The 23161-nt window shown below is 67.5% G+C and carries 21 protein-coding genes, 1 tRNA gene and 1 pseudogene; 13 read left to right on the top strand and 10 right to left on the bottom strand.

Features of this window, described 5'->3' with window-relative positions; all coding sequences use genetic code 11:
* Window positions 1-46 precede the first annotated feature (46 nt).
* The 3 genes from ACFXKA_RS30200 to fadD8 are packed head-to-tail and all read left to right on the top strand — an operon-like array spanning window position 47 to window position 3764.
* Window positions 47-895, top strand: coding sequence for an SDR family NAD(P)-dependent oxidoreductase (locus ACFXKA_RS30200; protein WP_379429893.1), 849 nt, complete (start codon window positions 47-49; stop codon window positions 893-895).
* Between the two features lie 43 nt (window positions 896-938).
* A complete protein-coding gene (locus tag ACFXKA_RS30195; protein ID WP_379429892.1) occupies window positions 939-2132 on the top strand; it encodes a Nonspecific lipid-transfer protein in 1194 nt (397 codons plus the stop codon).
* A 24-nt stretch (window positions 2133-2156) separates the two neighbouring features.
* Window positions 2157-3764, top strand: a complete 1608-nt coding sequence (fadD8, locus tag ACFXKA_RS30190) for a fatty-acid--CoA ligase FadD8 (protein WP_379429891.1) — start codon at window positions 2157-2159, stop codon at window positions 3762-3764.
* Between the two features lie 19 nt (window positions 3765-3783).
* Here the strand turns inward: fadD8 and ACFXKA_RS30185 are convergent, their stop codons facing one another.
* Window positions 3784-4449 (bottom strand): DUF1361 domain-containing protein, encoded by a 666-nt coding sequence (locus ACFXKA_RS30185; RefSeq protein ID WP_354846548.1) that lies wholly within the window; start codon window positions 4447-4449, stop codon window positions 3784-3786.
* Between the two features lie 357 nt (window positions 4450-4806).
* Between ACFXKA_RS30185 and ACFXKA_RS30180 the strand changes: the two genes are divergently transcribed.
* The 6 genes from ACFXKA_RS30180 to ACFXKA_RS30155 are packed head-to-tail and all read left to right on the top strand — an operon-like array spanning window position 4807 to window position 9510.
* Window positions 4807-5922, top strand: a complete 1116-nt coding sequence (locus ACFXKA_RS30180; RefSeq protein WP_379429890.1) for a tyrosine-type recombinase/integrase — start codon at window positions 4807-4809, stop codon at window positions 5920-5922.
* Window positions 5919-6245 carry a helix-turn-helix domain-containing protein gene (locus tag ACFXKA_RS30175; RefSeq protein ID WP_379429889.1) on the top strand — a complete coding sequence of 109 codons (327 nt, stop codon included), beginning with the start codon at window positions 5919-5921 and terminating at the stop codon, window positions 6243-6245. Before ACFXKA_RS30180 ends, ACFXKA_RS30175 begins: the two co-directional genes overlap by 4 nt.
* A complete protein-coding gene (locus ACFXKA_RS30170; RefSeq protein ID WP_379429888.1) occupies window positions 6242-8548 on the top strand; it encodes an XRE family transcriptional regulator in 2307 nt (768 codons plus the stop codon). The genes ACFXKA_RS30175 and ACFXKA_RS30170 overlap by 4 nt, the downstream gene beginning before the upstream one ends.
* Window positions 8545-8916 (top strand): hypothetical protein, encoded by a 372-nt coding sequence (locus tag ACFXKA_RS30165; RefSeq protein WP_379429887.1) that lies wholly within the window; start codon window positions 8545-8547, stop codon window positions 8914-8916. The genes ACFXKA_RS30170 and ACFXKA_RS30165 overlap by 4 nt, the downstream gene beginning before the upstream one ends.
* Window positions 8917-8957: 41 nt before the next feature.
* Entirely contained in the window at window positions 8958-9176 is a 219-nt protein-coding gene (locus ACFXKA_RS30160; protein WP_379429886.1) for a hypothetical protein, read from the top strand.
* The gene (locus ACFXKA_RS30155) at window positions 9169-9510 is read left to right on the top strand and encodes a hypothetical protein (RefSeq protein ID WP_354846543.1); all 342 of its coding nucleotides are present in this window, start codon (window positions 9169-9171) and stop codon (window positions 9508-9510) included. Before ACFXKA_RS30160 ends, ACFXKA_RS30155 begins: the two co-directional genes overlap by 8 nt.
* A 104-nt stretch (window positions 9511-9614) precedes the next feature.
* Here the strand turns inward: ACFXKA_RS30155 and secG are convergent, their stop codons facing one another.
* The 4 genes from secG to ACFXKA_RS30135 form a co-directional block, all read right to left on the bottom strand.
* On the bottom strand, window positions 9615-9848 hold the full coding sequence (gene secG / locus ACFXKA_RS30150; protein ID WP_040858416.1) for a preprotein translocase subunit SecG: 234 nt from the start codon (window positions 9846-9848) through the stop codon (window positions 9615-9617).
* Window positions 9849-10196: 348 nt separating this feature from the next.
* Window positions 10197-14708, bottom strand: coding sequence for an HAD-IC family P-type ATPase (locus tag ACFXKA_RS30145; RefSeq protein ID WP_379429885.1), 4512 nt, complete (start codon window positions 14706-14708; stop codon window positions 10197-10199).
* A 65-nt stretch (window positions 14709-14773) separates the two neighbouring features.
* Window positions 14774-15145: a hypothetical protein gene (locus ACFXKA_RS30140; RefSeq protein WP_379429884.1), complete on the bottom strand. Its 372-nt coding sequence runs from the start codon at window positions 15143-15145 to the stop codon at window positions 14774-14776.
* A gap of 273 nt (window positions 15146-15418) precedes the next feature.
* Window positions 15419-15685 (bottom strand): hypothetical protein, encoded by a 267-nt coding sequence (locus ACFXKA_RS30135; protein WP_354837540.1) that lies wholly within the window; start codon window positions 15683-15685, stop codon window positions 15419-15421.
* Between the two features lie 66 nt (window positions 15686-15751).
* Between ACFXKA_RS30135 and ACFXKA_RS30130 the strand changes: the two genes are divergently transcribed.
* The gene (locus tag ACFXKA_RS30130) at window positions 15752-15877 is read left to right on the top strand and encodes an Rv1535 domain-containing protein (RefSeq protein WP_354837538.1); all 126 of its coding nucleotides are present in this window, start codon (window positions 15752-15754) and stop codon (window positions 15875-15877) included.
* Window positions 15878-16156: 279 nt separating this feature from the next.
* On the opposite strand, the gene ACFXKA_RS30125 is transcribed toward ACFXKA_RS30130, so the two are convergent.
* A tRNA-Glu gene (locus ACFXKA_RS30125) sits at window positions 16157-16232 on the bottom strand.
* 461 nt (window positions 16233-16693) lie between these two features.
* Here ACFXKA_RS30125 and ACFXKA_RS30120 point away from each other — a divergent pair.
* Window positions 16694-17182 (top strand): hypothetical protein, encoded by a 489-nt coding sequence (locus ACFXKA_RS30120; RefSeq protein ID WP_379429883.1) that lies wholly within the window; start codon window positions 16694-16696, stop codon window positions 17180-17182.
* Window positions 17183-17237: 55 nt separating this feature from the next.
* Here ACFXKA_RS30120 and ACFXKA_RS30115 read toward each other — a convergent pair whose 3' ends face one another.
* Window positions 17238-17993, bottom strand: a complete 756-nt coding sequence (locus tag ACFXKA_RS30115; RefSeq protein WP_379429882.1) for a MerR family transcriptional regulator — start codon at window positions 17991-17993, stop codon at window positions 17238-17240.
* 20 nt (window positions 17994-18013) lie between these two features.
* Window positions 18014-18718, bottom strand: coding sequence for a hypothetical protein (locus ACFXKA_RS30110; RefSeq protein ID WP_379429881.1), 705 nt, complete (start codon window positions 18716-18718; stop codon window positions 18014-18016).
* A 218-nt stretch (window positions 18719-18936) separates the two neighbouring features.
* On the opposite strand from ACFXKA_RS30110, the gene ACFXKA_RS30105 reads away from it, so the two are divergent.
* Entirely contained in the window at window positions 18937-21105 is a 2169-nt protein-coding gene (locus ACFXKA_RS30105; protein WP_379429880.1) for an acyltransferase family protein, read from the top strand.
* Between the two features lie 87 nt (window positions 21106-21192).
* Complete coding sequence (locus ACFXKA_RS30100) at window positions 21193-21972, top strand: META domain-containing protein (protein WP_379429879.1); 780 nt, start codon at window positions 21193-21195, stop codon at window positions 21970-21972.
* A 147-nt stretch (window positions 21973-22119) separates the two neighbouring features.
* On the opposite strand, the pseudogene ACFXKA_RS30095 reads toward ACFXKA_RS30100, so the two are convergent.
* Window positions 22120-22370, bottom strand: a pseudogene (locus ACFXKA_RS30095) (oxidoreductase); the annotation flags it as partial.
* 117 nt (window positions 22371-22487) lie between these two features.
* Window positions 22488-22901 carry a hypothetical protein gene (locus ACFXKA_RS30090; RefSeq protein ID WP_379429878.1) on the bottom strand — a complete coding sequence of 138 codons (414 nt, stop codon included), beginning with the start codon at window positions 22899-22901 and terminating at the stop codon, window positions 22488-22490.
* Window positions 22902-23161: the final 260 nt, after the last annotated feature.

Below are 23161 nucleotides of genomic sequence, written 5' to 3'. Positions count from 1 at the left end.
CCAATTTCTAGAACACGTTCCTATTTCAAGGTAATGTCCAGAGGTCGTGAGCGAAATACCCAAGATTCTCGCCGGAAAGGTCGCGGTGGTGACCGGCGCGAGCCGCGGCATCGGCAAGGGCATCGCCCTGGAGCTGGGCGCGGCCGGGGCGACCGTGTACGTCACCGGGCGCACCGTCACGGCCGGGCACCTGCCGGGCACCGTGGCCGGGACCGCCGCCGAGATCGACGCCCTGGGCGGGATCGGGGTGCCGGTGGTCTGCGACCACCGTGACGACGCGGCCGTGGAGAAACTGCTCGCGCAGGTGCGCGACGAGCAGGGCCGGCTCGACGTACTGGTCAACAATGTCTACAACTCCCCCGCGTCGGCGCGCTGGATCGGCCGCAAGTTCTGGGAGGTGCCGCCCAGGGCGTGGGACGAGGGCTTCGATATCGGCGTCCGATCCCATTACGTGGCAAGCGTTTTCGCCGCGCCGCTGCTCATCGAGTCGCAGGGCCTGATCGTGAGCGTGTCCTCCCCCGGCGCGATCCGCCAGATGCACAACGCGGTCTACGGCGTCGGCAAGGCCGCCGTGGACCGGCTCACCGCCGACATGGCGCACGACCTCGACGGCACCGGCGCGACCGCAGTCTCGATCTGGCCGGGCATCGTGAACACCGAACTGCTGCAAATGGTTCCGGCCGACGCACAGGGCCGCCGCCTGGTCACCCTGCCCGGCGAGGGCACCTTCGATCTCGACCAGGCCGAGACCCCGCACTTCGCCGGCCGCGCCGTGGTCGCGCTGGCCGCGGATCCGGATCGCCTGGCGCGCACCGGAAAAGCCTGGAAGGTCGCCGACCTGGCCGAGGCCTACGGCTTCACCGACCTCGACGGCCGCGTCCCGCGCGCCGACTAGACATCACGAATTACGTTCCCGAAGAACAGGAGTGGACAACCCTATGCGACGCGTTTTCGTCGTCGGCGTGAACATGACGCCGTTCGTCAAGATCGGTTCCCGCGAGTGGACCTACCCGGAGATGGTCGCCGAGGCCGTGAACGGCGCGCTGAAGGACGCGGGCGTCACCTACGACCAGGTGCAGCGCGCCGCGGTCGGCTACGTCTTCCAGCCCTCGGCCGCCGGCCAGCGCGCCCTCTACGACATCGGCCTGACCGGCATCCCGATCGTCAATGTGAACAACAACTGCGCCACCGGTTCCACCGCGCTCATGTTCGCCCGCGAGTGGGTGGCCGCCGGCATCACCGATGTGGCCCTGGCCGTCGGCTTCGAGCAGATGACCAAGGAGGCCATGGCCGGCCCGGCCACCAAGCCCAAGGTCACCACCGTCGACGCGCACCTGAAGGTGAACAGGGAGCACTTCGAGTTCTCCGCCGCGCCGATCACCACCCAGTTCTTCGGCAATGCCGCCCTCGAGCACATGAAGCGCTACGGCACCACGCCCGAGCAGCTGGCGGCGGTCGCGGTCAAGAACCACGAGCACTCGACCCGGAACCCGCTGGCGCAGTTCCAGGATGCCTACACCCTCGAGCAGGTCCTCGGCGACAAGCCGGTGCACGGCCCGCTGACCCGCTCGCAGTGCTCGCCCATGTCCGACGGCGCGGCCGCCGCGGTCGTGGTGAGCGAGGAGTTCGTCAAGGCCAACGGTCTCGAGGGACAGGCCATCGAGATCCTGGCCCAGGAGCTGGCCACCGACGACGGCACCTCCTTCTCCACCGGTTCCATGATCGACGTGGTGGGCGCGCCCATGACCCGGGCCGCGGCCTCGAAGGTGTTCTCCCGCGCCGGAATCGGCGTCGCCGACGTCGACGTGATCGAGCTGCACGACTGCTTCTCCATCAACGAGCTCATCACCTACGAGGCGCTGGGACTGTGCGGGGAAGGCGAGTCGGGCGCGCTGATCGAGTCCGGCGCCACCACCTACGGCGGCACCTGGGTGGTCAACCCGTCGGGCGGCCTGATCTCCAAGGGCCACCCGCTCGGCGCGACCGGCCTGGCCCAGTGCACCGAATTGAGCTGGCAGCTGCGCGGACTCGCGGGCGAGCGGCAGGTCGCGGGCGCGCGCACCGCGCTGGCGCACAATCTGGGCCTGGGCGGCGCGGTGGTCGTCACCCTGTACGCGGCCCACACGGCGTGACCATCGGACGGAGTTGAGAATCCCATGACCACACTCGATCCCGACACCCTGCTGCGGCTGCCGGTGCACAACGGCCACGCCCTGGTGGCCGGGCTGAAGCGGCACCGCAACCGCCCGGTGCTCACCCTCGGCGACCACGTCCTCACCGGCGGTGAGGTGCTCGACGGCATGAGCCGCTACATCGACGCCTTCGCCGAGCACGGCGTCACCACCGGCACCCCGGTCGGCGTGCTCGCGCTGAACCGGCCCGAGGTGCTGTTCACCATCGGCGCGGGCCAGATCGTGGGCTCGCGGCGCACCGCCCTGCACCCCATCGGCGGCCTGGACGATCACGCGTATGTGCTTGCCGACGCGGGCATTTCGACGCTCATCCTGGATCCGGTGCCCGCGTTCGTGCAGCGCGCCCGGGAGCTGGTCGACATGGTGCCGACGCTGACCAAGATCCTGGTGCTGGGCCCGGTGCCCGAACTGCTCGCCGACGTCGGCGTGGATCTGCTGGCGACCGCCGACAAGTACGCGCCGCATCCGGTGGAGGCGGTGGAGCTGCTGCCCTCCGACGTCATCTCCATCAGCTACACCGGCGGCACCACCGGCAAGCCCAAGGGCGTGATCGGCACCGCGCTGACCATGAACACCATGACGCAGATCCAGCTCTCGGAGTGGGAGTGGCCCAAGCGCCCCAAGTTCCTGATCTGCACGCCGCTCTCGCACGCGGGCGCGGCGTTCTTCCTGCCGGTCGTGCTGCTGGGCGGGCAGTGCGTGGTGCTGCCGCGTTTCGACGCCGGAGAAGTGCTGCGCGCCATCGAGGAGCACAAGATCTCGGCGACCATGCTGGTGCCGTCCATGCTGTACGCGCTGCTCGATCACCCGGATTCCCAGACCCGCGACCTGTCCTCGCTGGAGACGGTGTACTACGGGGCCTCGGCCATCGACCCGAATCGGTTGCAGGAGGCCATCGATCGCTTCGGGCCGATCTTCGCCCAGTACTTCGGGCAGTCCGAGGCGCCGATGGCGATCAGCTACCTGGGCAAGGACGAGCACGACAAGGAGCGGCTCACCTCGTGCGGGCGGCCCTCGGTCGCGGTCCGGGTGGCGCTGCTGGACGGCGAGGACAAACCGGTTCCGCAGGGTGAGGTCGGCGAGATCTGTGTCTCCGGGCCGCTGCTCGCCGCCGGCTACCTGAATCTGCCGGAGGTCACGGCCGATACGTTCAAGAACGGCTGGCTGCGCACCGGCGATCTGGCCCGCCAGGACGAGGACGGATTCCTGTTCATCGTCGGGCGTTCCAAGGACATGGTCGTCACCGGCGGGTTCAATGTGTTCCCGCGCGAGGTGGAAGACGTTGTCTCCGAACACCCGAAGGTGATCACCGTCGCGGTGGTCGGTGTGCCGGACGCGCATTGGGGCGAGGCCGTGACCGCCGTGCTGGTCCTCGACCCCGCCACCGCGGCCGATCCGGCCGCGATCGAGGTGGTCACCGCCGAGATCCAGGCCGCGGTCAAGCAGCGCAAGGGTTCGGTGCAGGTGCCCAAGCACGTGGTGGTGATCGAGGAGCTGCCGCTGACCGGGCTCGGCAAGCCGGACAAGAAGGCGATCCGCGTGCTGGCTCAGGAGCGCCTGGGCATCGCCTGATTTCCCCGAAGGCGCTCGGCTAGGCGAACTTCCGGGTTCGGATCAGCCGGGCGCCCCGGCGGGCGCTGTCGATGCCCGCCTCCACCACGGCCCGGGTCACGAAGTGCCCCAGGGCCGTTGCCACGAACATGGCCGCGATCAGCACCGGCGCCCAGTTCCAGCTCAGCGCCAGCATCATGCGATCGAAGGTGCCACGCGGCTGCACCACCGGCTCCCAGCTGTTCAATCGCACCCAGCGGCCCAGGAAAACGCCTACCGCGCACAGCAAATGGATCGCGAGCGTCACCGGGGTGCGCAGCGCGCCCAGTCCACGTGCCTCCAGGAAGCGGCCCAGCTCGGCCAGCACCAGGTAGTAGGCGACGAAACCGGAGGCGATGAACGCGCCGTAGACCGGCAGGATCGTCGTCACCACCGGGCCGTTGCCGGCCGCGCGGATGTCGTCGCGCAGGTGCACCAGATCGGTCACCACATAGGGCGCATTGGGCAGGAACAGCAGCAACAGCGCCGATCCGCCCCACCACACCGGCGAAATCGGTAGTCGCCGTTCGTCATCGCGCGCGCCGCGGAACACCAGTAGCGCCAAAGCCACCGGGATCCAGGCCAATACGGTGTTCCACACCATCCAGAACAGATTCCGGTCCAGCACCCCCGCAAGGCTCGGCGCGACCGTCTTCACCGGGTCCATTCGTTCATGATGCCGATCTCGGCGCGGCGCGTCATGCGAGTTGGCAACACCCTTTGGCAACACTCCTGCCACCGACCCGCCCGCGCTGTCCGCGACAGGCTGGTCGACAGGTGGCGACCAGCTGTTTTACGATCGTATTATGCGGCCGTGGGATATGAGATTCCCGAGTGGGCCCTCGACGTCGCGGCCCGGCTCAATTAGGCGGAATTGCATCTGACGCAACATTCCGTCGCGATCCCGAAACGCCAAACTAGCTGATCGGAGCGACATTCGGTTCGGTTCGGCGTCGGTGTCCAGAACCTCCCAGCTGCGCCTCGACACGCGGCACATCAATGTTGCATCTACTACAACGTCCATATGACCTTGCAGCCACCTGGTTCGGCGCGGCTGGTACTGGCAGACAACGTCGTTCACCTGGACCCGGCTCCCGCGGTGTTCGAGGCGATGTTGGAGGGGTGGCGACGACAACAGTCGGCCCGGTTCATGAAGACGTCCACGATCGATCCACGGCTTCGATTGATTCGCCGCGTGAAGGATTTCACCGGGTTGTATCCATGGCAGTGGACCCCGGCCGAGGGCGAGGCGTTCATCGATCACCTGCGCAGCGGCGACGATCCGCGGGCGTTGTCGACGTTGCGCGGCTACGAGGTCACTATCGGCCTGTTCCTGGAATTTCTGCTCGATTCTCGATACGGGTGGGCCCGGGTCTGTGACGAGCGCTTCGGCGAAGCGCCGCAACCGATCTTCCACGAGGGCAACTCCATCGCCCACAAGGTCGATTTCGAGGGCGACCCGCGCCGGCGGCCGTTGACCTACGACGAGGTGCAGGCACTGTTCGACGCCGCGGACGCACGGCCGAGTCGCATCTCGGAGCGAGGGGTCAAGGGCGCGTTGAACGCGGCCCGCGACGCCGCTGTTCTGAAGACCATCTACGCGTTCGGGCTGCGCCGAACCGAAACCGCCAAGCTGGATCTGGTTGATCTGCGCCGGAATCCGAAGGCTCCGCAGTTCGATCGGTTCGGCAGCGTCATGGTCCGTTACGGCAAGTCTTCGAAAGGCGCTCCGCCGAAGCGTCGCACAGTGCTGCTGGTGCCAGAAATGGACTGGATAGTCGACGTTCTCGACGGTTGGCTGACCGACCTTCGCCCCAGATTCTCGCCGGGTAAGCATCCAGCTTTGTGGGTGAACGAGCGCGCCGGGCGACTGTCCCCTCGGTCGATCAACGAAGCGTTCGTCGCGACGAACCGAGCCGCCGGGCTCGATGATCGTCTCGATGTTCACTGCTTGCGGCATTCGGCGGTGACCCACTGGACCGAATTCGGTTATCCCCCAAGGTTCGTCCAGGAACAGGTCGGTCATTCGCACGCGGCAACGACCGCGATCTATGCGGGGGTGTCCAACGAATACCGCAATCAACTGCTGGCCGCGGCACTCAAGAGCCGCCTCGGCACGGACTGGGATGTGACGGCATGAACAAGAAGATGGGTTATCGCTGGCGCTTGCGGGATCTGATGGCCGATCAGCAGATGTTCCAGACCTCGAATCTGGTTCCCTTGCTGGCCGAACGCGGCGTCACGTTGTCCCGAGAACAGGTCTACCGGTTGGTAACCCAGCCGCCGCAACGCCTGAGCATGGACGTGCTCGTTGCGCTCTGCGACATCCTCGGCTGCACCCCCAACGACCTCATCGAGCCCGAAGTCGTCAACCAACAGGTCCGCAAGACAGCCGATGGAAACACCGGATCGAATCCAATCGTCGGCCGCCGCACTGTGATCAGGCGACCCGGACAGCCATGACCAGCCGCTCAAGGACAAAGCCCGGCAACCGCAACCTGCGCAATGCGCGAATCTGGCTGGTCGCATTCGTCATGCACACCATCGGACCCGCGATGATCACCGAGAAGGCGATCGATCTTCTGCAGCAGGCGCGAGCCTGGAGTGCCGCGGGCGCGCTCCCGCTGCTGGATCACCTGCTCGAACACCGGGACGCGTTCTTCGCCCCGTCTCCCCATGCTCCCGCAACACTGGTGCGTTTACTGAATCTGCTTGCTGACAACGGATTCGACGATGCCGTTGTCTTGCTCGGGTGCGCCGAATGCGGACGCGCGGGAATAGATCTGGATGAGCTCAGTCCGCGAGGCCGCTGCTGCCAAAGGTGTCGGAAACGCCTACGGCCGGCGCGTCCCTGCACGCGCTGCGGTCGAGACGGACACGTCAACGCTCTCGCTCCCGAAGGGCCGATCTGCGACTCCTGCTACGCGAAGGATCCCGCGAACCGGGTCGAATGCGCAGGCTGCGGGCGATGGCGCCGCCCCCAACGCCGCCTCGATGACGGCACAGCACTCTGCCTGCGATGCCATCTCAATACCAAAGCACCGCAACAATGTTCACACTGCGGGCGATTGGGGCGCACCCACGGCAACAGCGACAAGGGACCGGTCTGCCGCACATGCAGACCCTTTCCGCAACGGGTCTGCGGCATCTGCGGGCAAACGCGCCAGATCGAGGTCCGCGCCAATGGCACCGGCCAACCCGACACCTGCCGCCGCTGCTACGACAACATCGGCCTCTGCGTGGTCTGCCACCGGCACCGGCCCGGCTCCAAATTCAATGGACGCGACTTCCACTGCGGCTCGTGCGTTCCCAAACCCCTTCATGCCTGCGGCATTTGCGGCGAGCGGAAGCCTGCAGTGACAACCTGGCCAGTCGGCAAAGTTTGCCGCCACTGCTACAGCGATCGGTTGCGAAATCCCGAACATTGCACCGACTGCGGCGAAATCCGAGTCCTGTTCGGCATCGCCGACACCGGACCGATCTGCGCATCCTGCGCCGTTGCCGATCTCGACTATCACTGCCGCACCTGCGGTGAGGAAACCAAAGGCTACGCCGACGGTCGATGCATACGCTGCGTCATCAACGACCGCATCCACACGCTGCTCAGCACCGACGACGGGGTCCTCGTCCCGGCACTCGAACCACTGGCCGAAGCCCTGACCACTGCCAATCCGGAATCAGTCGCCAGCTGGCTCGCCGAGCGGCGCTCGGCCGCATTGCTCGCAGACCTTGTCGCCTCGCGAGCCGAGATCACCCACGAGCGCCTCGACGAACTGCCGCAGGACACCAGCACCCGCCGTATTCGAGATCTCCTGATCACAGCCGGAATCCTGCAACCCCGAATGGAAAACCTTGCGCAGATTCAACTTTGGGCTGAACGCACCCTCACCGGCCTGCCCGGCCAACAACAGCACATCCTCCGCGCTTACGCTGAATGGCACGTTCTCCGGCGCGCCCGCCGACGCGCACGCAAGGGCCGATACGGCGACGGCAGCGCCAGCGGCGATCGAGCGCGGATTCGTGTCGCGATCGACTTCCTGAGCTGGCTCGAAGCCATCGACACGCCGATGGCCGCTCTCACCCAGGCCCATATCGACGAATGGTTCGACACCAATCCCACCCGAGCCGGCAAGATCGTCGGCTTCCTGGAATGGGCCAAAGCCCGCCACCTGATCGCCGATCTCTACATCCCGAAACGAAAAAGCGCTCTACCGCAACGATTTCAGGACTTCGACACACAGCAACAGCAGCTACGGCGCTGCCTCATCGACGACACCCTTCCACTGGACGTCCGCGTCGTCGGCGCACTGGTCAGGCTCTATGCCCTGCCGCTGGTTCGCATCGTCGAGCTGACCACCGACCGTTTCCATCGCGACAGCACCGATGCCTACCTGACAATCGACCGCAATCCGGTCCTCCTGCCACCCGTCATGGCCCGTCTCATCGAACGGCTCATCGCGCAGGTCGGCCCCGACACGATGATCAGCACGGAAATTCCCAACCGCCTGGATTATCTGTTGCCAGGTCGCCCACCGACCCGGCCGCGAAACGTCTTCGCCCTGGCCGAACGACTTCGGGCGCACGGGCTTCCAACCATCGCTGCCCGCAACACCGCGATGATGGCCAACATCACCGACCTCGACGCGATCATCGTCAGCGACCTGTTCGGCATTCATCCCAGCACCGCACACCAATGGGCGGGCTACGCCCAATCCAGCTGGATCCACTACCTCGCCGCCGAACCGAAGGGAGCCAACCCAAGATGACAAGCCAACCCGGACCGGAATACCCGCGCAACGCCGAGGAAGCCGAACTCTTCCTCAACAACCTCGTATTCGCGGACACCACCGAGGATGAGCACCAGAAGCCATCACCGAACAGCACCGCACCCCAACCCACCAAGACCGACGAGAGCGAACCCGACACGACCAACACCTCGATCCGACTGCCCAACCACACCCTCGACCGACTTCGCGAGGTCGCCGCCGAGCACAACACCACTGTTTCGGGCTTGATCCGCGACTACATCAACATAGGACTGACCTCCGAGCAACCCGACACATTCGTCTGGTTGTCCGACGCGATCCGCGTCATATCCGCCCTCGCCGTCAGAGGGGAATTGCGCAACACTTGAATACTTACCGTCCCCCGGTTGGCATCGCACCCGAGGAGATCATGCGGGTCCTGACCGGCCCGGGCCGGCGCTGGCCGCGACCGGTGCGCGGAACGGGCGGGCTGCCCGCTCTCATGATCATCGGCCGCACCGGCGCGGGGCAGCCGCTGGCGGTGGTGGTGCGTCCGCTGTCGCAGTGGGACCAGCAGGTCGTCGGCGTCCGGCCGGTGACCGGAAGGCTTCTCGCCCAGTTCGAACAATGGGAGGCGGACCATGACTGACTATCCGGACAAGGGCTACCCGCACACGGCCGACGAAGCCCGCGACTTCCTCGACAGCCTCACCTTCGACGAGGACGCCCCCGAACCCGACCTCCCCGGCCCCGACACCCCCGTCACGGTGCTGCGCACGGTCCGGCTCCCCTACGCCATGGATCAGCGCATCCGCGCCGAGGCCGACCATCGCGGGGTGAGCATGTCCGACCTGATCCGCGACTTCCTCACCATCGAACTGGCCGCCCTCGACGACGACACCCCCATCAGCCGCGCCGACGCCCGCCGGGCCCTCAGCGCCGCCCTCGCGAATCTGTCACCCGTGCAACGTCATCCGCGGTGACCCTGCCGCGCACGACGAACCCTGCCGCGCACGACGAACCCTGCCGCGCACGACGAATCGCCCGGGCACCGATGTGGTGCCCGGGCGATTTCAGGAGCTTGGGGCTAGGAGAACTTGATTTCGAGGCCGATGCCGAGAATGGAGATCAGCCAGATCAACCCCAGGAAGATCGTGATGCGATCGAGGTTCTTCTCGACAACAGTGGACCCCGACAAGCTCGACTGCACACCACCACCGAAGAGGCTGGACAGACCTCCGCCCTTGGCCCGGTGCAGCAGCACCAGCAGCACCAGCAGCACACTGGTGATAACGAGGAGGATATCCAGGAACATCCGCATGGCCGACAGTGTATGCGGTCGACACCGAACACCCCGAATCAGGCCAGGAACCGCTGTGGCCAGCGGCATACGGTGATGGCCGGAACCAAAAGATGATCTTGCCGAGCTCGAACACCCCGATGAGGCGCCTGGTCAATGCCGCACAAGCCAGAGCACAGTCGCAAGTACGACCAGCACGGACCAGACAACCCAGTAAACGGGAGCTGCATGTACCGCGACCAGCACCGCGGCTGCCACGGCAAGCACGACGACTGTGGTTGTTCGCATGAGGAATTGTCTCAGCCCTCTTCGAGACTCCGTCATCGAAAAGGGCCCCGCCCTCTCAGGGGCGGTGCTCCGACCATTGAGCTATGACGACGAACCTGCCACGTCGGGCGGCGGCACGGACAGCGCGCGGCCGGTGAGCAGGGCCGCGCAAGTGCCGGTTGCGGCGCAGCCCAGCACGATCGACCACGCGACCGGTCCCAGTGGTACGCACCCGAAGAACCGGTTCACTCCGGGCACCATGATGATCGTGGCGAGGACTACGGAGCTGCCGGCCACGGTCACCCAGACCAAACTGCTGTGCCGGCCGATCACCAGGGTCTGCCCGAGCTGCGTACCGATCAGGGCGGCCAGTGCCATCGTTTCCGCGCGGCGGCGCCGGCCGGTGGCGCGGCCGAGCAGCCATGCCGCGCCGGCGCCGAGGGTGGTGCAGGCGCCGCGCACGGCGACGGCTTGCAGGAAGTCGCTGTCGATACCGGGCGGTGGCCCGAGTGTCCTGTCGGTCGTTTCGGTGTCGTCGGCGGGCCGGGTGTCGGAGAGTGTGAGCGCCATTGCCGGACCGAGGTCGGTGAGCAGGTTCACCACCAGGAATTGCCGGGTCCCGATCGGGGCTCGGCCGGACAGCAGCGTGCCCAGGACGGTGAACGCCACCTCGCCGGCGTTGCCGCCGACCAGCACGCCGATCGCGTCGCGGACCCGCTGCCACATGCCACGGCCCTCGGCCAGTGCCTCCTGCAGCACGGTCAGGTCGAGGACCTTGCCGGTGTCGGTGAGGATCAGGTCCGCGGCCTCCCGTGCGGCGACCGACCCTCGAGCGGCCAGCCCGATACCGACATCGGCGGTGCGGATCGCGGCCGCATCGTTGCTGCCGTCCCCTGCCATCGCCACCGTGTGCCCGCGGCGTTGGAGCGCGGACACGATGCGCACTTTGTGTTCGGGCGATACCCGTGCGAAAACTGTTGCCTGCTCGATGAGTTCGGCTTGGCCGTCCTCGTCCAGCAGGTCCAGATCGGCGCCGGTGGCCACCGTGTCGGCGGGGATGGCGAGCTGTTCGGCAACCGCGCGCGCGGTGATCGGGTGATCACCGGTGATCATCCGCACGCTGATGTCGTTGCGGGCCAACTCGGCAAGCAGTTCCAGTGCCTGCGGGCGCGGGCTGTCGGCAATACCGAGGAAGCCGAGAAGGGTGAGTTGCTCGATCTCTTCGGTGAGATCGCGCGGAGCAGAGGCGAAATCGCGCCGCGCCACCACCAGCACCCGCAGCCCCTGCGCGGCCAGCCGGCGCAGCGCCGCCTCCGCGGCGGCGCGGCTTTCGGGCGTGAACGGCCGGGCCTCCCGGCGGCCTTCGTCATCGGTGCGCAGGACCTGATCACAATGTGGCAGCAGCACTTCCGGGGCGCCTTTGACGGCGAGCCGGATGTGCTGATCGGTGTGGCCCACCGCTGCGGAGTAGCCGCGGAAGCTCTCGAACGGCAACTCCTCGATGGGTGCCCAGGCATGGGGCTGTCTGTGGCCCAGATATGTGTGTGCCGCCTCGACGACAGCTCGGTCGGTGGCGTGTACCAGTGGAGCATCATCAGGGTTGGGGCAGGCGTAGGCGGCGGCGCGGAGCAGCCCCCGCGACTGGGGCGTGCTCGCGAGATGGTCGCTATCCCAGGTCTGGTCGAGATCGGCAATCGCGACCAGCCGCAATTGACCCTCGGTGAGGGTGCCGGTCTTGTCGAAGCACATGGTGTCGACGCGGCCGAGTGCCTCGATGGTGCGGCTGGAGCGGACCAGCACGCCGCGGCGGGACAGGCGGCGGGTAGCGGCCAGTTGGGCGACCGTCGCCACCAGCGGCAGTCCCTCGGGGACGGCGGCGACGGCCACGGCCAGCCCGTCTGCGAGGGCCGGGCGCAGCGGCAGCCCTCGCAGGAAACTGGTGAGGGTAACGGCGGTTCCGCCGCCGAGGGTGAACGGCAGCACGCGTTCGGTCAAGCTGCGCAGCTGTTCCTGCACACCGCCGCTGGGAGGGGGCCCAGCGGCGGCGAGGGCACGACCGGCCTCGGTTGCGGTTCCGACCGCCACCACTACCGCGGTCGCCTCGCCGCTGACCACCACGCTGCCCTCGAACACCATGCCGGTGCGTTCCGCCAGCAGGGCGCCGGGTGTGGCGGGGGTCTGCTTTTCCACGGTCACGGTCTCGCCGGTGAGGCCGGACTCGTCCACTTCCAGCCCATCGGTCTCCAGCAGCCGCGCATCCGCGGGGACTACCTCGCCGGTGGCCAGAGCGATCACATCGCCGGCCAGCAGACCGTCTGCGGGAGTTTCGATTTCGCCGTCCTCGGTGAGCCGCCGAGCAGTCAAGCGCTCACCGAGCAGGAGTTTGTCCAGCGACAGCCGGGCGCGGCGGCGCTGCAGGGCCGACACCGTGGCATTGAGCCCCAGCACCGTGCCGACGAGCACGGCGTCGGTAGGCGAGCCGAGCAGCGCGGAGGCGACCGCGCCGACACCCAGCAGTGGAGTCATCGGATCGGCCAGCTCGCCGCGCACATCTGCGACGAGACCGGCGAGACTCGTTGCGGGCGTGGCCAATCGCTGCAATATCCGGCTGGCGACGGTGGTGACGTGCGAGCGAGGCGGCGGCGCCGATCGGTGCGGGGCGGGCAGGCGGGCCAGCACCTCGTCCGGTTCCAGTGCATGCCACGGCACCAGCCGCACCTCGGCCGGCCCGGTCGCGCGGGCGGCCCGGCGCCCGCCGTTCAGACCCGTTGCCAACCCCATCAGGGTGGCCGCCGTGACCGGGCTGGTGGCTCGCGCCGCGCGAGACTCCGCGGGACCGGACGCGAGCAACAGACCGCTGAGTGTGGCCGCCGACAGCGTCAGGATCCGGCCGCGCTCACTGACATTGCGTGCCGGGCCGGTAGCGGCGATGATCTGCCGGGCCGAACTCAGATCCGGGCACACCACATCCGCCTGCCAGGGGATGCGTGCCGGAGCGCCGGGAGTTCGGGAGGCGATACCGATGCCCAGATCGGCGGCAGCCAGGGCGCGATGTGCCTCGCCACCGACCACCGCCACCACGTGGCCCTGCTGTTGCAGTCGCCGTACCAGCTCGGACACCGACCCGCCGGCGAGCACGAATTCATCGGCGCTGCGCCGCAATTCGCCGGTGCTCTCGTCACCGATGAGTACCACCCGCAGGCCCGCCTGTCGGGCGGTGGACAGCAATCCGGCAGCACCCGGATGTGGCTCGCTTCCGATCAGCACCCGCCCGACCACGTGTCCGTGCTCGTGCAGCAGGTGCCAGCGCGGGCCCCCTGGATCGCTTTCCGGGCCGGGAGGATCGGTGTCGATGCCGAGTCGCGGGTCGGCATCGATGGCCAGATGCAGATTCTCACGCCGATGCTCGGGCGGTGGCGGGATGGGCAGTTCCTCACCATTGCACCAGAGCAGCCGCTGGGCGGCGCTCCACACGTGTTCGACCGGCCAGCTGTCGTCGCGGGATTCGGCGTCGAGGACCACCGCCCGTTGACCGCGCACAGCATCCCGGTCGACGACCACCGCGGAAACCCGGTCCATGCGGCGCCACATGAACGGATCGAGGGTCAGCACGCCGCGCGCCGCCATGAGGGTCGACAGCGCACCGGCGAAGGTCTCGCGACCGGCCCGCGCCGCCTTCGGCACGCCCGCCGCCACGGCGTCGGCGGCGTCGGCGACCGCGCGGCCGCCGACCAGCGTTGCCGCCGAGGCCAGTGCCGCGGCGGCGCTGACCTGTTCGGTGCAGCGCTCGATCGGTCCGGGCGGCAGCGGTACCGGCCGCGGCTCGGGCCGATCGTAGACGTCGACACCCGGCAGATCCGGGTCGGCGATCAGCTCTTCCCAGCGCCGCCACTGCGCGTAGCGAGCGGTGGCCTCGACCAGCCGCACCGCCCGCTGCATCGCGTCGGCGCACAGGCCGGTCACTTCCGCATCCAATGCCTGACCCACGGCATTTCCGATCGTGATCACGGTGTCGGCGCGGTGGCGGCCGAGCTGGGCTTCCAGTGCCCCGCGCAACCTCGGCTGTCCGTCCACGAGAGCCACCGCCCCCCGGACCACATGGGCCGGCGGCGGTGCCGGAAGCAACCGCCCGGTGACCACCACACCGATCCCGATGAGATCGCCGGCCAGCTGCAGCGCGGATGTCAATACCGGCTCCCGGTCGGAGGGGTGCTCGAGTCGACGGCTCCACGGCTCCGCACTGGTTCCGGCGAGATCTTCGACGCGTTCCAGGATCGCTTCCAGCTGTGCCGGAGACAGGCGTTGCGGGTCCGCGGCCACGACGACCCGCCCGGTGGCGGCATTGACCTGGAACCAGCACACTTCCGGTTCCTGCTCGAGGTGCTTGCGCGCCAACTCGGCTACCCGAGCGCTCTGTGCCGACTGCAAGCCGCGGACCTCGGCATGAATACGGTTGGCATGCACCGTGAGCCGTCGCTGCGTACGCATGCGCTGCGGGTCCACGAGCGCGCTCAGTTCCCGGCCGATGCCCTCGGTGAATTCGGCGACTGCTCGAGCGACTGCCGGGTCCGCGAGCCGCGACGCGACCGCGACCGGCCGCCGGAACAATCCCACCGTGGCTCCGGTGGCCGCGAGGGGCAGCCGGATCGGCGCAGTGGCCAGACCGCGCAGGGATACCACTACTGTGCGGCGGTTCGCGACCGTCGCGAACCCGCGGTGGACTGCTTCGGCCGAGTGCTCTTGCGCTCCCGCGGCCGCGGTCGTTCGGACGTGTCCTGCTTGCCGGATTCGGTTCTGGCGCGCCGTAACAGATAGACCGCACCCGCGACGCCGCCCGCAGCGGCGGCCACGGGCCACTCGATCAGGCCGGTCAAGCCGGCCGCAACGACGCCGAGCACAGTGGCGGCAGACACGTCCATCCCACTGCGAGCGCCGGATACGGCGCCCTCGACTGTGCCGCGCGCCGCGCCGGTCATCGCGCCGACGACGGCTCCACCGGCCGCCTCGACCGCATGCACACTCGCCGAGGCCGTAGCCTCGAGCGTCCTCACAGTGTCCGATGCAACGCTGCTCATCACACCCCAGTCGTCGTAGGTAGCGCAAAGAACTTCGTGCGGAAACTAGTGCGTTGCCAGAATACTCCGCGATGCTCTAATCGGCCCTACGTTATCGAAACGAAAGGCGGCGCACTCGACTCGTCCACGTGAGACGTAGGCAGAAAATGCCATTTCCAAGCGGTGCCGACCCGATCCGACCGTTGTAGCGACGATATTTCGCTACCCGAGCTGCCGAAATTGCAGGCTAGTTGCTATTGCAAATTGGATCTACGCCTCTTCGAGGGCTTCGCCGATCTGATGAGCGATGCGATTGTGCTGATCGTGTAGCAGCCAATGACCTGTTGCGAGGACCAGTGCGACAGGCCATTCGATGATCTCCGCGGCGGCCAGCGCGCCCAGTACGCCGTAGTACGCCAATTGCTCGGGCCGGGGGATGCGAACCCGGCCGATCACCGGCAGATCTACTGCGAAACCCTGCGCAGCCAGCACACGGTCGACGGCGTTCTGGTGGCCGGTTGATGGTTTTTCGGCCATTTGTTGCCTCCCGGTCATAGTGCGTTCGAGTGTTCGACGCCTAGGATCCGCAGTGTGTCGAGGGTGATGAGTACTGGTGTGGGCGGCGGGTCGGATCCATTGACAGGGGCACTGACGCAGATGCTCGCTGTGCCGTTGCGTGAGCTGTATGCGGTCCTGCTGCGGCTGGATCTCATCGAGATCGTCGACTGATCATCCGGCCGGCAACCTCCAGCGGCGAACGGCCGAGGAGGGACGGCGGTCGCGGCAGCGACGGTGAATAGCGCCCGCCAGCAGCCGGATCAGGATCCTGGCCCAGTCCCATCGCAGCGATCAACGTTTGTTCTGCGCGTGTCGCGCCAACGAAGCTAACCAGAGTTTAGCCCCGGGCAAATCATCTCGCCGACTGAACCGTCACGGTTTCGGGGGCCGCTTCGGGCTGTCTCGAGTGAGATTCAGAGTGCCGGGCCGGCGCGGCACGAGGTCGTTAGGTGACGTAGGTCGGAGTCGAACCGACGTGGATCCTGAGTGAAAGTCAGGCTGCCCGTGCCGACAGAGCAACTACGCCATTGTCCGGCCGGATGGAATCGAACCACCTGTGCCCGAAGACGGGAGGTCGCCACATCGCTACGCCATTCGGTCTCGTTTCAGGACGGAACACCGCGGAATGCTGAGGAGCCGAACCCCCGGGACACGTTGCCCGCCTTCGGTTTTCAAGACCGGCTGATCTCCACAGGCCGGAACCTTCCGAAACCGCCGCCCCATCGAGCTTGCGGTACAACAACATTCGCAGCCGACCAAGGAAAGCCGCAACCGAATTTCCGGGCCGCATCAGGGCCATGACATCGATGAATTCCTCGTCACATCGACAGCTTATTTACAGCTATCAACCTGACGAAGGAGTATCCCACCCGGAATTCCCGCCGCCACCGCAAGACGAGCGAGCCACCTGTAGTATCCGTTAACCAGTGCTGAAACCAATAGCACATGACCAGCTATCTAAGGTGGTTCACTACAGGAGAGGCACTCATGACGATGAAAACTCGATCTGTCCTGCTCGCCGCCGCGGCCGGGAGCGCCCTGTTCCTCAGCACCGGCATCGCTTCCGCCGACCCCACCGATCCGTCGGGTTTCCTCATCGGAGACACCGCTTTCTTCAATGTCGGTGGCTTCAACTGTTCGATCGCCGCCAATGGCATTGTCGGCTGCGATATCAACCCGGCGGGCGTGCTGATGTACGTGTCACTGGCCGGACCCAGTGGCCAGGCCTATCCGGTGCCGTATGCCCCGGCCGCGATCATCGACAACGCCGCCTGGCCCGCCCATCCGGAGTGGAGCGGCGGCGGCCACACCCAGCCCGGCGGCAACCAGGCGCTGCCGTCCAGCGGTGACGTGTGGTCTCCGGCCAGCATCAGCTACGCGGGCGCGACGTGCACGCAGGGCTACCGCGGCGGGGTGCAGTGCAGCTCGATGGGCCACCAGTTCTCGTTCAACGCCGGCCAGGTCTACGGCAGCTGAGCCGTGCGCGCGTGAAAAGCCCTGCCGGGCACGCGTTTCGCGGCCCGGCAGGGCTTCACAGTGTCCGGCGGACGTATTCGTCGAGCGAATCACGCACGAACGCAGCGTGTTCGGGCCCGCCGTAGGCCGCGGCGAACCGCTCGTCCTCGACGTACATCCGCCCGAGACCGCCGATCATGGCGATGGAACGCTCCCGATCACCGTCCGCCAGTGGCGTTCCGGGGATGGCCCGCAACCACGCCACGTGCCGGGCGGCCAGCGCCTGCGCGCGCCCGGAGTCCGGGGCGCACCCGTCCTTGCGGGCGGCGATCCAGCACGCGATCAGATCGTCGGTGTCACGCTTCCACTCCCGCTGCTCGCGCAACGACTTGCCGTGCCACCACTGGTTGCTCACAGCGAAAGCGCGTTCACCCCAGCGGGATACGACCTCGTCGCGGTAGGGATCGTTGAAACCCTCCAGCATCATCTGCAGTGATCCGTCGACTCCGGCGCGCGCGTCGAGGGTGTGGCGCAGGATCCGGATGCGCTCGTCGAGGCGGGCGCGTTCGTCTTGCAGCAACCGCAGATGGGTGTGCAGGGCCTTGTCCGCGTCGTGTTCGCGATCGAGGACCTCGGCGATCACCGGCAGGCTCAGGCCGAGCTCGCGCAGCAGCAGGATGCGCTGCAGCCGGGCCACCGAGTCGGCGTCGTAGAAGCGGTAGCCGTTGTGGCCGACCCGGGCGGGCGGGAGCAGCCCGATCTCGTCATAGTGACGCAGCGTGCGGCTGGTGACGCCGGCGCTGTCGGCCAGTTGCTGAATCGTCCACTCCACGAAGCCCTCCCGTCTCGTCGCTAATTCTTGCCGACCCAGTCACCCTCGAAGGTCGCCGCCCATTCCTTGGCCCGGTCCAGCTCGGCCTCGCGGGCTGCGGTGAAGATGACCCGGTTGCCGTCCGGATCGTCGAGGGTGACATCGGTGGTGTACCACGCGGTGTCCGCGGGACCTTCGACGCCGAGGCCCGGGAGATCGAACTCGCGCAGGGTTGTCGCCAGTGCGGCGAGGTCCGCGCCGCCGGCGGCGAAGGTGACCGTCGTGCTGCCCGGCGCCGGTTCGCCCGGGACCAGCAGCAGGTCCTGGTACTTCATCCGCCGCAGGTGCACCAGGACGGGTGTGCCGTCGGCGCCGGGAATGGTTGCCAGCGCGATGAATCCGGCGGCCTGGTAGCAGGCGGTCGCGGCGGCGAGGTCGCGCACCCGGAAGGTGGCGAACATGGGCATGGGGTAGATGGTCCGGTCGATGGCCGGTTCGGTGGGCTCGCTCATGGCCTCGACGCTATGAGTTGACGTAGCGGCAAGGTCAACCCGGCGCCGCCGGGGTCGAGGTATGCGCGGAGTAAACCGCCAGGCCCGGCGCAGGAAGCGCAGCGCCACGTCGAGCGGATTGTCCTGGGCACCAAGGTGTTCCATGGTGATGGCGTAGCCGATGAGCTGGCGGTCGAAGACCTCCTCGGCGGTGCGCAAGATCAGGTCCGGGCGGGTGTCGAACTGCCAGGACACGGCCCCCGGCGCTCCTGCTGAGTGCGGCGCGGGCGGGAAACTTCACTCACGACCGACCATCCTGCCCGCTGCCGGGCGTGCAGCAAACATCCGGCCCGACCGTGGCAGGACGGGATCGACACGGGCCGCATGGCGATGGTGCGCGGGCGAAGCGGCAAATGGGACCACCCGGAGAGTCGCGGTGACATGGCCCACACGATCGATAACAATGCAGCCCCATGACGGACACGGCCGGGAGCGGATTGATATATCGGCAGGCAGACCGGGTTCAGCATGCATCGTCGCCCCGGGAGGGATTCCGGCCCGATATCGAAGGGTTGCGAGCAGTCGCGGTGCTGGCCGTCGTCTTCTTCCATGCGGGTGCGCCCGGGCTCGGTGGTGGATTCGTCGGCGTGGATGTCTTCTTCGTGATATCGGGCTTCCTGATCACCGGAATACTCTGCCGGGAGGCGACGGCCACCGGCACCATCGAGCTGGCCCGGTTCTACGGTGCACGGGCTCGTCGGCTGCTGCCCGCGGCGTGCATCGTCCTGGTCACCACCGCGATCGGCGCGGCGGTACTGCTGCCGCCGCTGCAGGCCCGCCAGGTCCTCGGCGACGGGATCGCGAGTGCGTTGTACGCCGGGAACTACCGGCTCGCCCTGCACGGTACCGACTACCTCGCCGCCGATGCACCGCCGTCGCCGTTCCAGCAGTTCTGGTCGCTCGGTGTGGAGGAGCAGTTCTATCTGCTGTGGCCGGTGCTCATCATGGCGACGGCCTGGCTCGTGCGGCGGCGCCGCACCGGGTCGGCCACGCCGCTGCCGTATCTGATCGTGCTCGCGGTTGTCGCGGCCGCCTCGTTCACGATCTCGCTGGTGTGGACCCGTGTGCTGCCGCCCTGGGCCTTCTTCTCGCTGCCCGCTCGGGCCTGGGAGCTGGCGGTCGGCGGCATGGTCGCGCTCTCGGCCGTCGCATGGTCCCGGCTGCCGAAATTGGTGGCCGCGCTCGCCGGATGGATCGGCCTGGTCCTGATCGTCACGGCCTGCACCCAGCTGAACGGCAAGACACCGTTTCCCGGCGCCGCGGCGCTGCTGCCGGTCCTGGGCACGGCCCTGGTGATCGTGTCCGGCTGTGCCGCACCACGATTCGGGGTCGGCCGGGTACTGGCTCCGGCTCGGGTGCGGGCGATCGGCGGCCTGTCCTACACCTTGTATCTGTGGCATTGGCCGGTGTTGCTGTTGGCGCCCCTGGCGCTCGGCCACCCGCTCGGGCGAGTCGGCGCACTCGGCGCGGTCATGATGACCGGCGGACTCGCCCTGCTGACGCACTGGTCGGTCGAGAATCCGGTCCGCTTCGCCGCACAGTTGCGCAGCTCTGCCAGGCTCAGCCTCGCCTGCGGCGGCACGTGCACTGCTGTCGCCATCTGTGTGGCGGTGGTACTGCTCGTGCTCGTCCCCGCCCCGGTCGGCCACGGCATGTCGGCGCCGGCGCTCACGCTCGTCGCGCCAGCCGTACCGTCCACTTCTGCCGCCGACCCCGGTGAGGAGGCGGTTCGGCAGCTGGTGACGCAAACGCAGTCGGCGGTCGCCGACTCGGCCGAAATCCGGGCTGTCCCATCGAATCTCACTCCCTCACTCGGCAACGCGTCCGGCGACAAGGCCGACGTGTTCAACAACGGGTGTGTGCGTTCCTGGCGCGATGTGGGCCAGCCCGAGTGTGCCTCGGGTAATCCGGACTCGGACACCACGGTGGCCCTGGTCGGTGATTCGCACGCCGCGATGTGGAGTCCGGCCTTGGAGCCGATCGCCGCGGCGCGGGGCTGGCGGCTGGAAACCATGGCGAAGGTCACCTGCCCACTGCTGGACCTGCCCATTACGAGTCCTTATCTGGACCGGGAGTACACCGAATGCGAGCAATGGCGCGGCCAGGTGCTGACCCGGCTGCAGAGCGAACGCCCACGGCTGATCGTGGTGAGTATGTCCCGGCGCTATGGCGGAGACTTCGGCTTCGTCTCCTATGACGCTGCCTGGATCGATGGCCTGACCCGCCTGGTTGCCCAGCTGCGCGCGATCGGCTCGGCCGTCCTGGTTCTCGGGCCGATACCCGATCCGCACACCACCGTGCCGGCATGCCTGTCCGAGCACGTCGACGATGCCCTGGCATGCACCCCCGAGCGACCGGTCGCGGTGAACGACGCGGGTGTCGTGGCCGAGCAGACTGCGGCCGTCGCCGGAGGCGGCCGGTACGCCGACCTCACCCCGCTGTTCTGCACTGCCGTCCGTTGTCCCCTCATCGTCGGCAACACCCTGGTGTACCGCGACGACAACCACGTCACGGTCAGCTATGCCCGGACACTCGGACCGGTCGTCGGCGCACTCACCGACCAGGCGCTCGCCCACGGCTGAGCTGCGCGGGCTCGTTCGTGCACTCGGCCGGGCGGACGATCGCGTCGGCACTCGGGATACCGGTGTGATCGCCGTACGATCGGGGATATGCCAGCAACTCGTCTGTGGGTCTTGCTCGCGCTGACCGCCGTGACCGCGGCCGGATGCTCCTCCAACGGCGGCGTCAACGACATCCCGTCCGTCTCGCTCATGGGCCGCTCCTTCGTCTCGACCGCGGTGGCGGGCACCCCCATCCCGGGTGGCGGGCCGTTGACCCTGACCTTCGCCGACGGGCGCATCTCGGCCACCTCCGGCTGCAATACCGCCACCGGACCCGTTGACCTGCAAGGCAATACAATCCAGGTGGGTGAGATGGCGACCACGCTCATGGCATGCCCGGGCGATCTCGCGGGCGCGGACGGCTGGCAGGACGGCCTGCTGCGCTCCCAGCCGACCTGGACGCTGACCGGCGACACGCTCACCCTGAAGGGCAACGGCTCCACCGTCACCATGCTCGACCGCAAGGCCGCCCACCCGGACAAACCGCTGATCGGCACGCCCTGGATCGTGACTGCCCTGCTGCGCCCCGACGCCGAGATCCACTCGGCCACCCTCGACGAGGTCCGCCCCGCCCTGACCATCACCCCGGACGGCAAGGTTTCGGGCAGCGCGGGCTGCAACACCATGACCGGCACGGCCCAGATCGACGACGGCACCGTCACCTTCCAGATCGCGACCACCCGCATGATGTGCGACCCGCAGGTCATGGAGGTCGAACAGCAGGTGCTGCATGCTCTGGACGGAAAAACCAAGGCCACCATCGATTCCAACGAACTCACCCTCCGCAACTCCGCCAACGACACGGGATTGGAACTGCGCGCGGAGTGAGTGGCGCTCCGCTGGCACGCCACCGAAAACCGTTGTCGTGCGCGGGTATCCACCCGCTGGCGTGCGGTCGTATGGCCGAGAGTTATCTGAACATGGTGGATGTGGAGGCCACCTGCTGGGAGGGGCCCAATCCGCCGGGGACAGCCGAAGGCCGATCGAATGCCGGATTCCGGGCAGCCCCACCTGTCGCGGCAACCCGACGGAATCCTCTTTCGCCATCCACAGGGGATCGGACGGGACGCGACGCTGAACACGAAACCATTCGGTTCCCGGGGTGCAGTCCCTGCTGAAGGACAACCGCGGGTGATCGGCGAAGATCTGGATGCCCGACCGGAGGATGAAGATCAACAGAAACAGGTTGAAGAAATCCGCCACCCGACCCAGGCCGGGATTCCCCCGATCGCCGCGGCGCTTACCCTCTGACCGCTGGATGACTCCACCGGTCGAAATCGGGCCGGTCGATCGACATTTCCCATACCCACTACCTCCGTGCTGATTACGGGCTGGTCTTGTGGTCAGCCGGCGAAGTCGAGGCTTGCGCGATGTGCCGGGTGAACGGCGGTGTATTTGCCGAGGGCATTGCCGACCTCTGGACCCCCACCGGTCCCGCCGTCGCCGCAGTTCCCGTCGGTCTCGTAGCAGGGCTGGCCGTTGTTGTCACAGTTCCCGCCGGTGCTTTGGCAAGTTCCGCCGTTGCCGTTGCAGTCCTGGTTGTCACAGCCGTGTGGCGGGGGGACCGGTGGGGGTACGGGCTGGGCGCTATTACTGCCCCACCCCCCAGGCCGATCGACCTGCACCATTCCGGGCACCGGGGTCGGCGCCGCCACGCCCGGAACTGCCGCCATCACCGGAGTCGCCATCGCCACCGCCGCCAGCGCGGCCTTGGCGAACAGCCGACGCGTGGTACATCGATAAATCGCGTTGGCCATCATCATCACCCTTCCGTTCAGCGTCCTTCCGTTCAGCGAACTGCCGATCCGGCGGACATAGGGACCGCATCCGATGTCGGAATTACTTGGCCAGCAAGGATTTCCATTCGACCGCACCGCCTACCGCCTACCGCCTCATCGAACACGGACTACCGCGCTGACTGCGTTGCGGTAGCCGGGTCGGCCAGCGCGTCGACCAGGGGTGCCAGTCGTTGCAGTTCTTCCAGGTGGGTGGCGGTGAGCCGGGCCAGGGTTTGCTT

Source organism: Nocardia sp. NPDC059228 (assembly GCF_042754245.1).
Taxonomy (GTDB): domain Bacteria; phylum Actinomycetota; class Actinomycetes; order Mycobacteriales; family Mycobacteriaceae; genus Nocardia.
The sequence above is the reverse complement of the archived record's forward strand: the minus strand, read 5'-3'. Positions and strand labels throughout refer to the sequence as shown.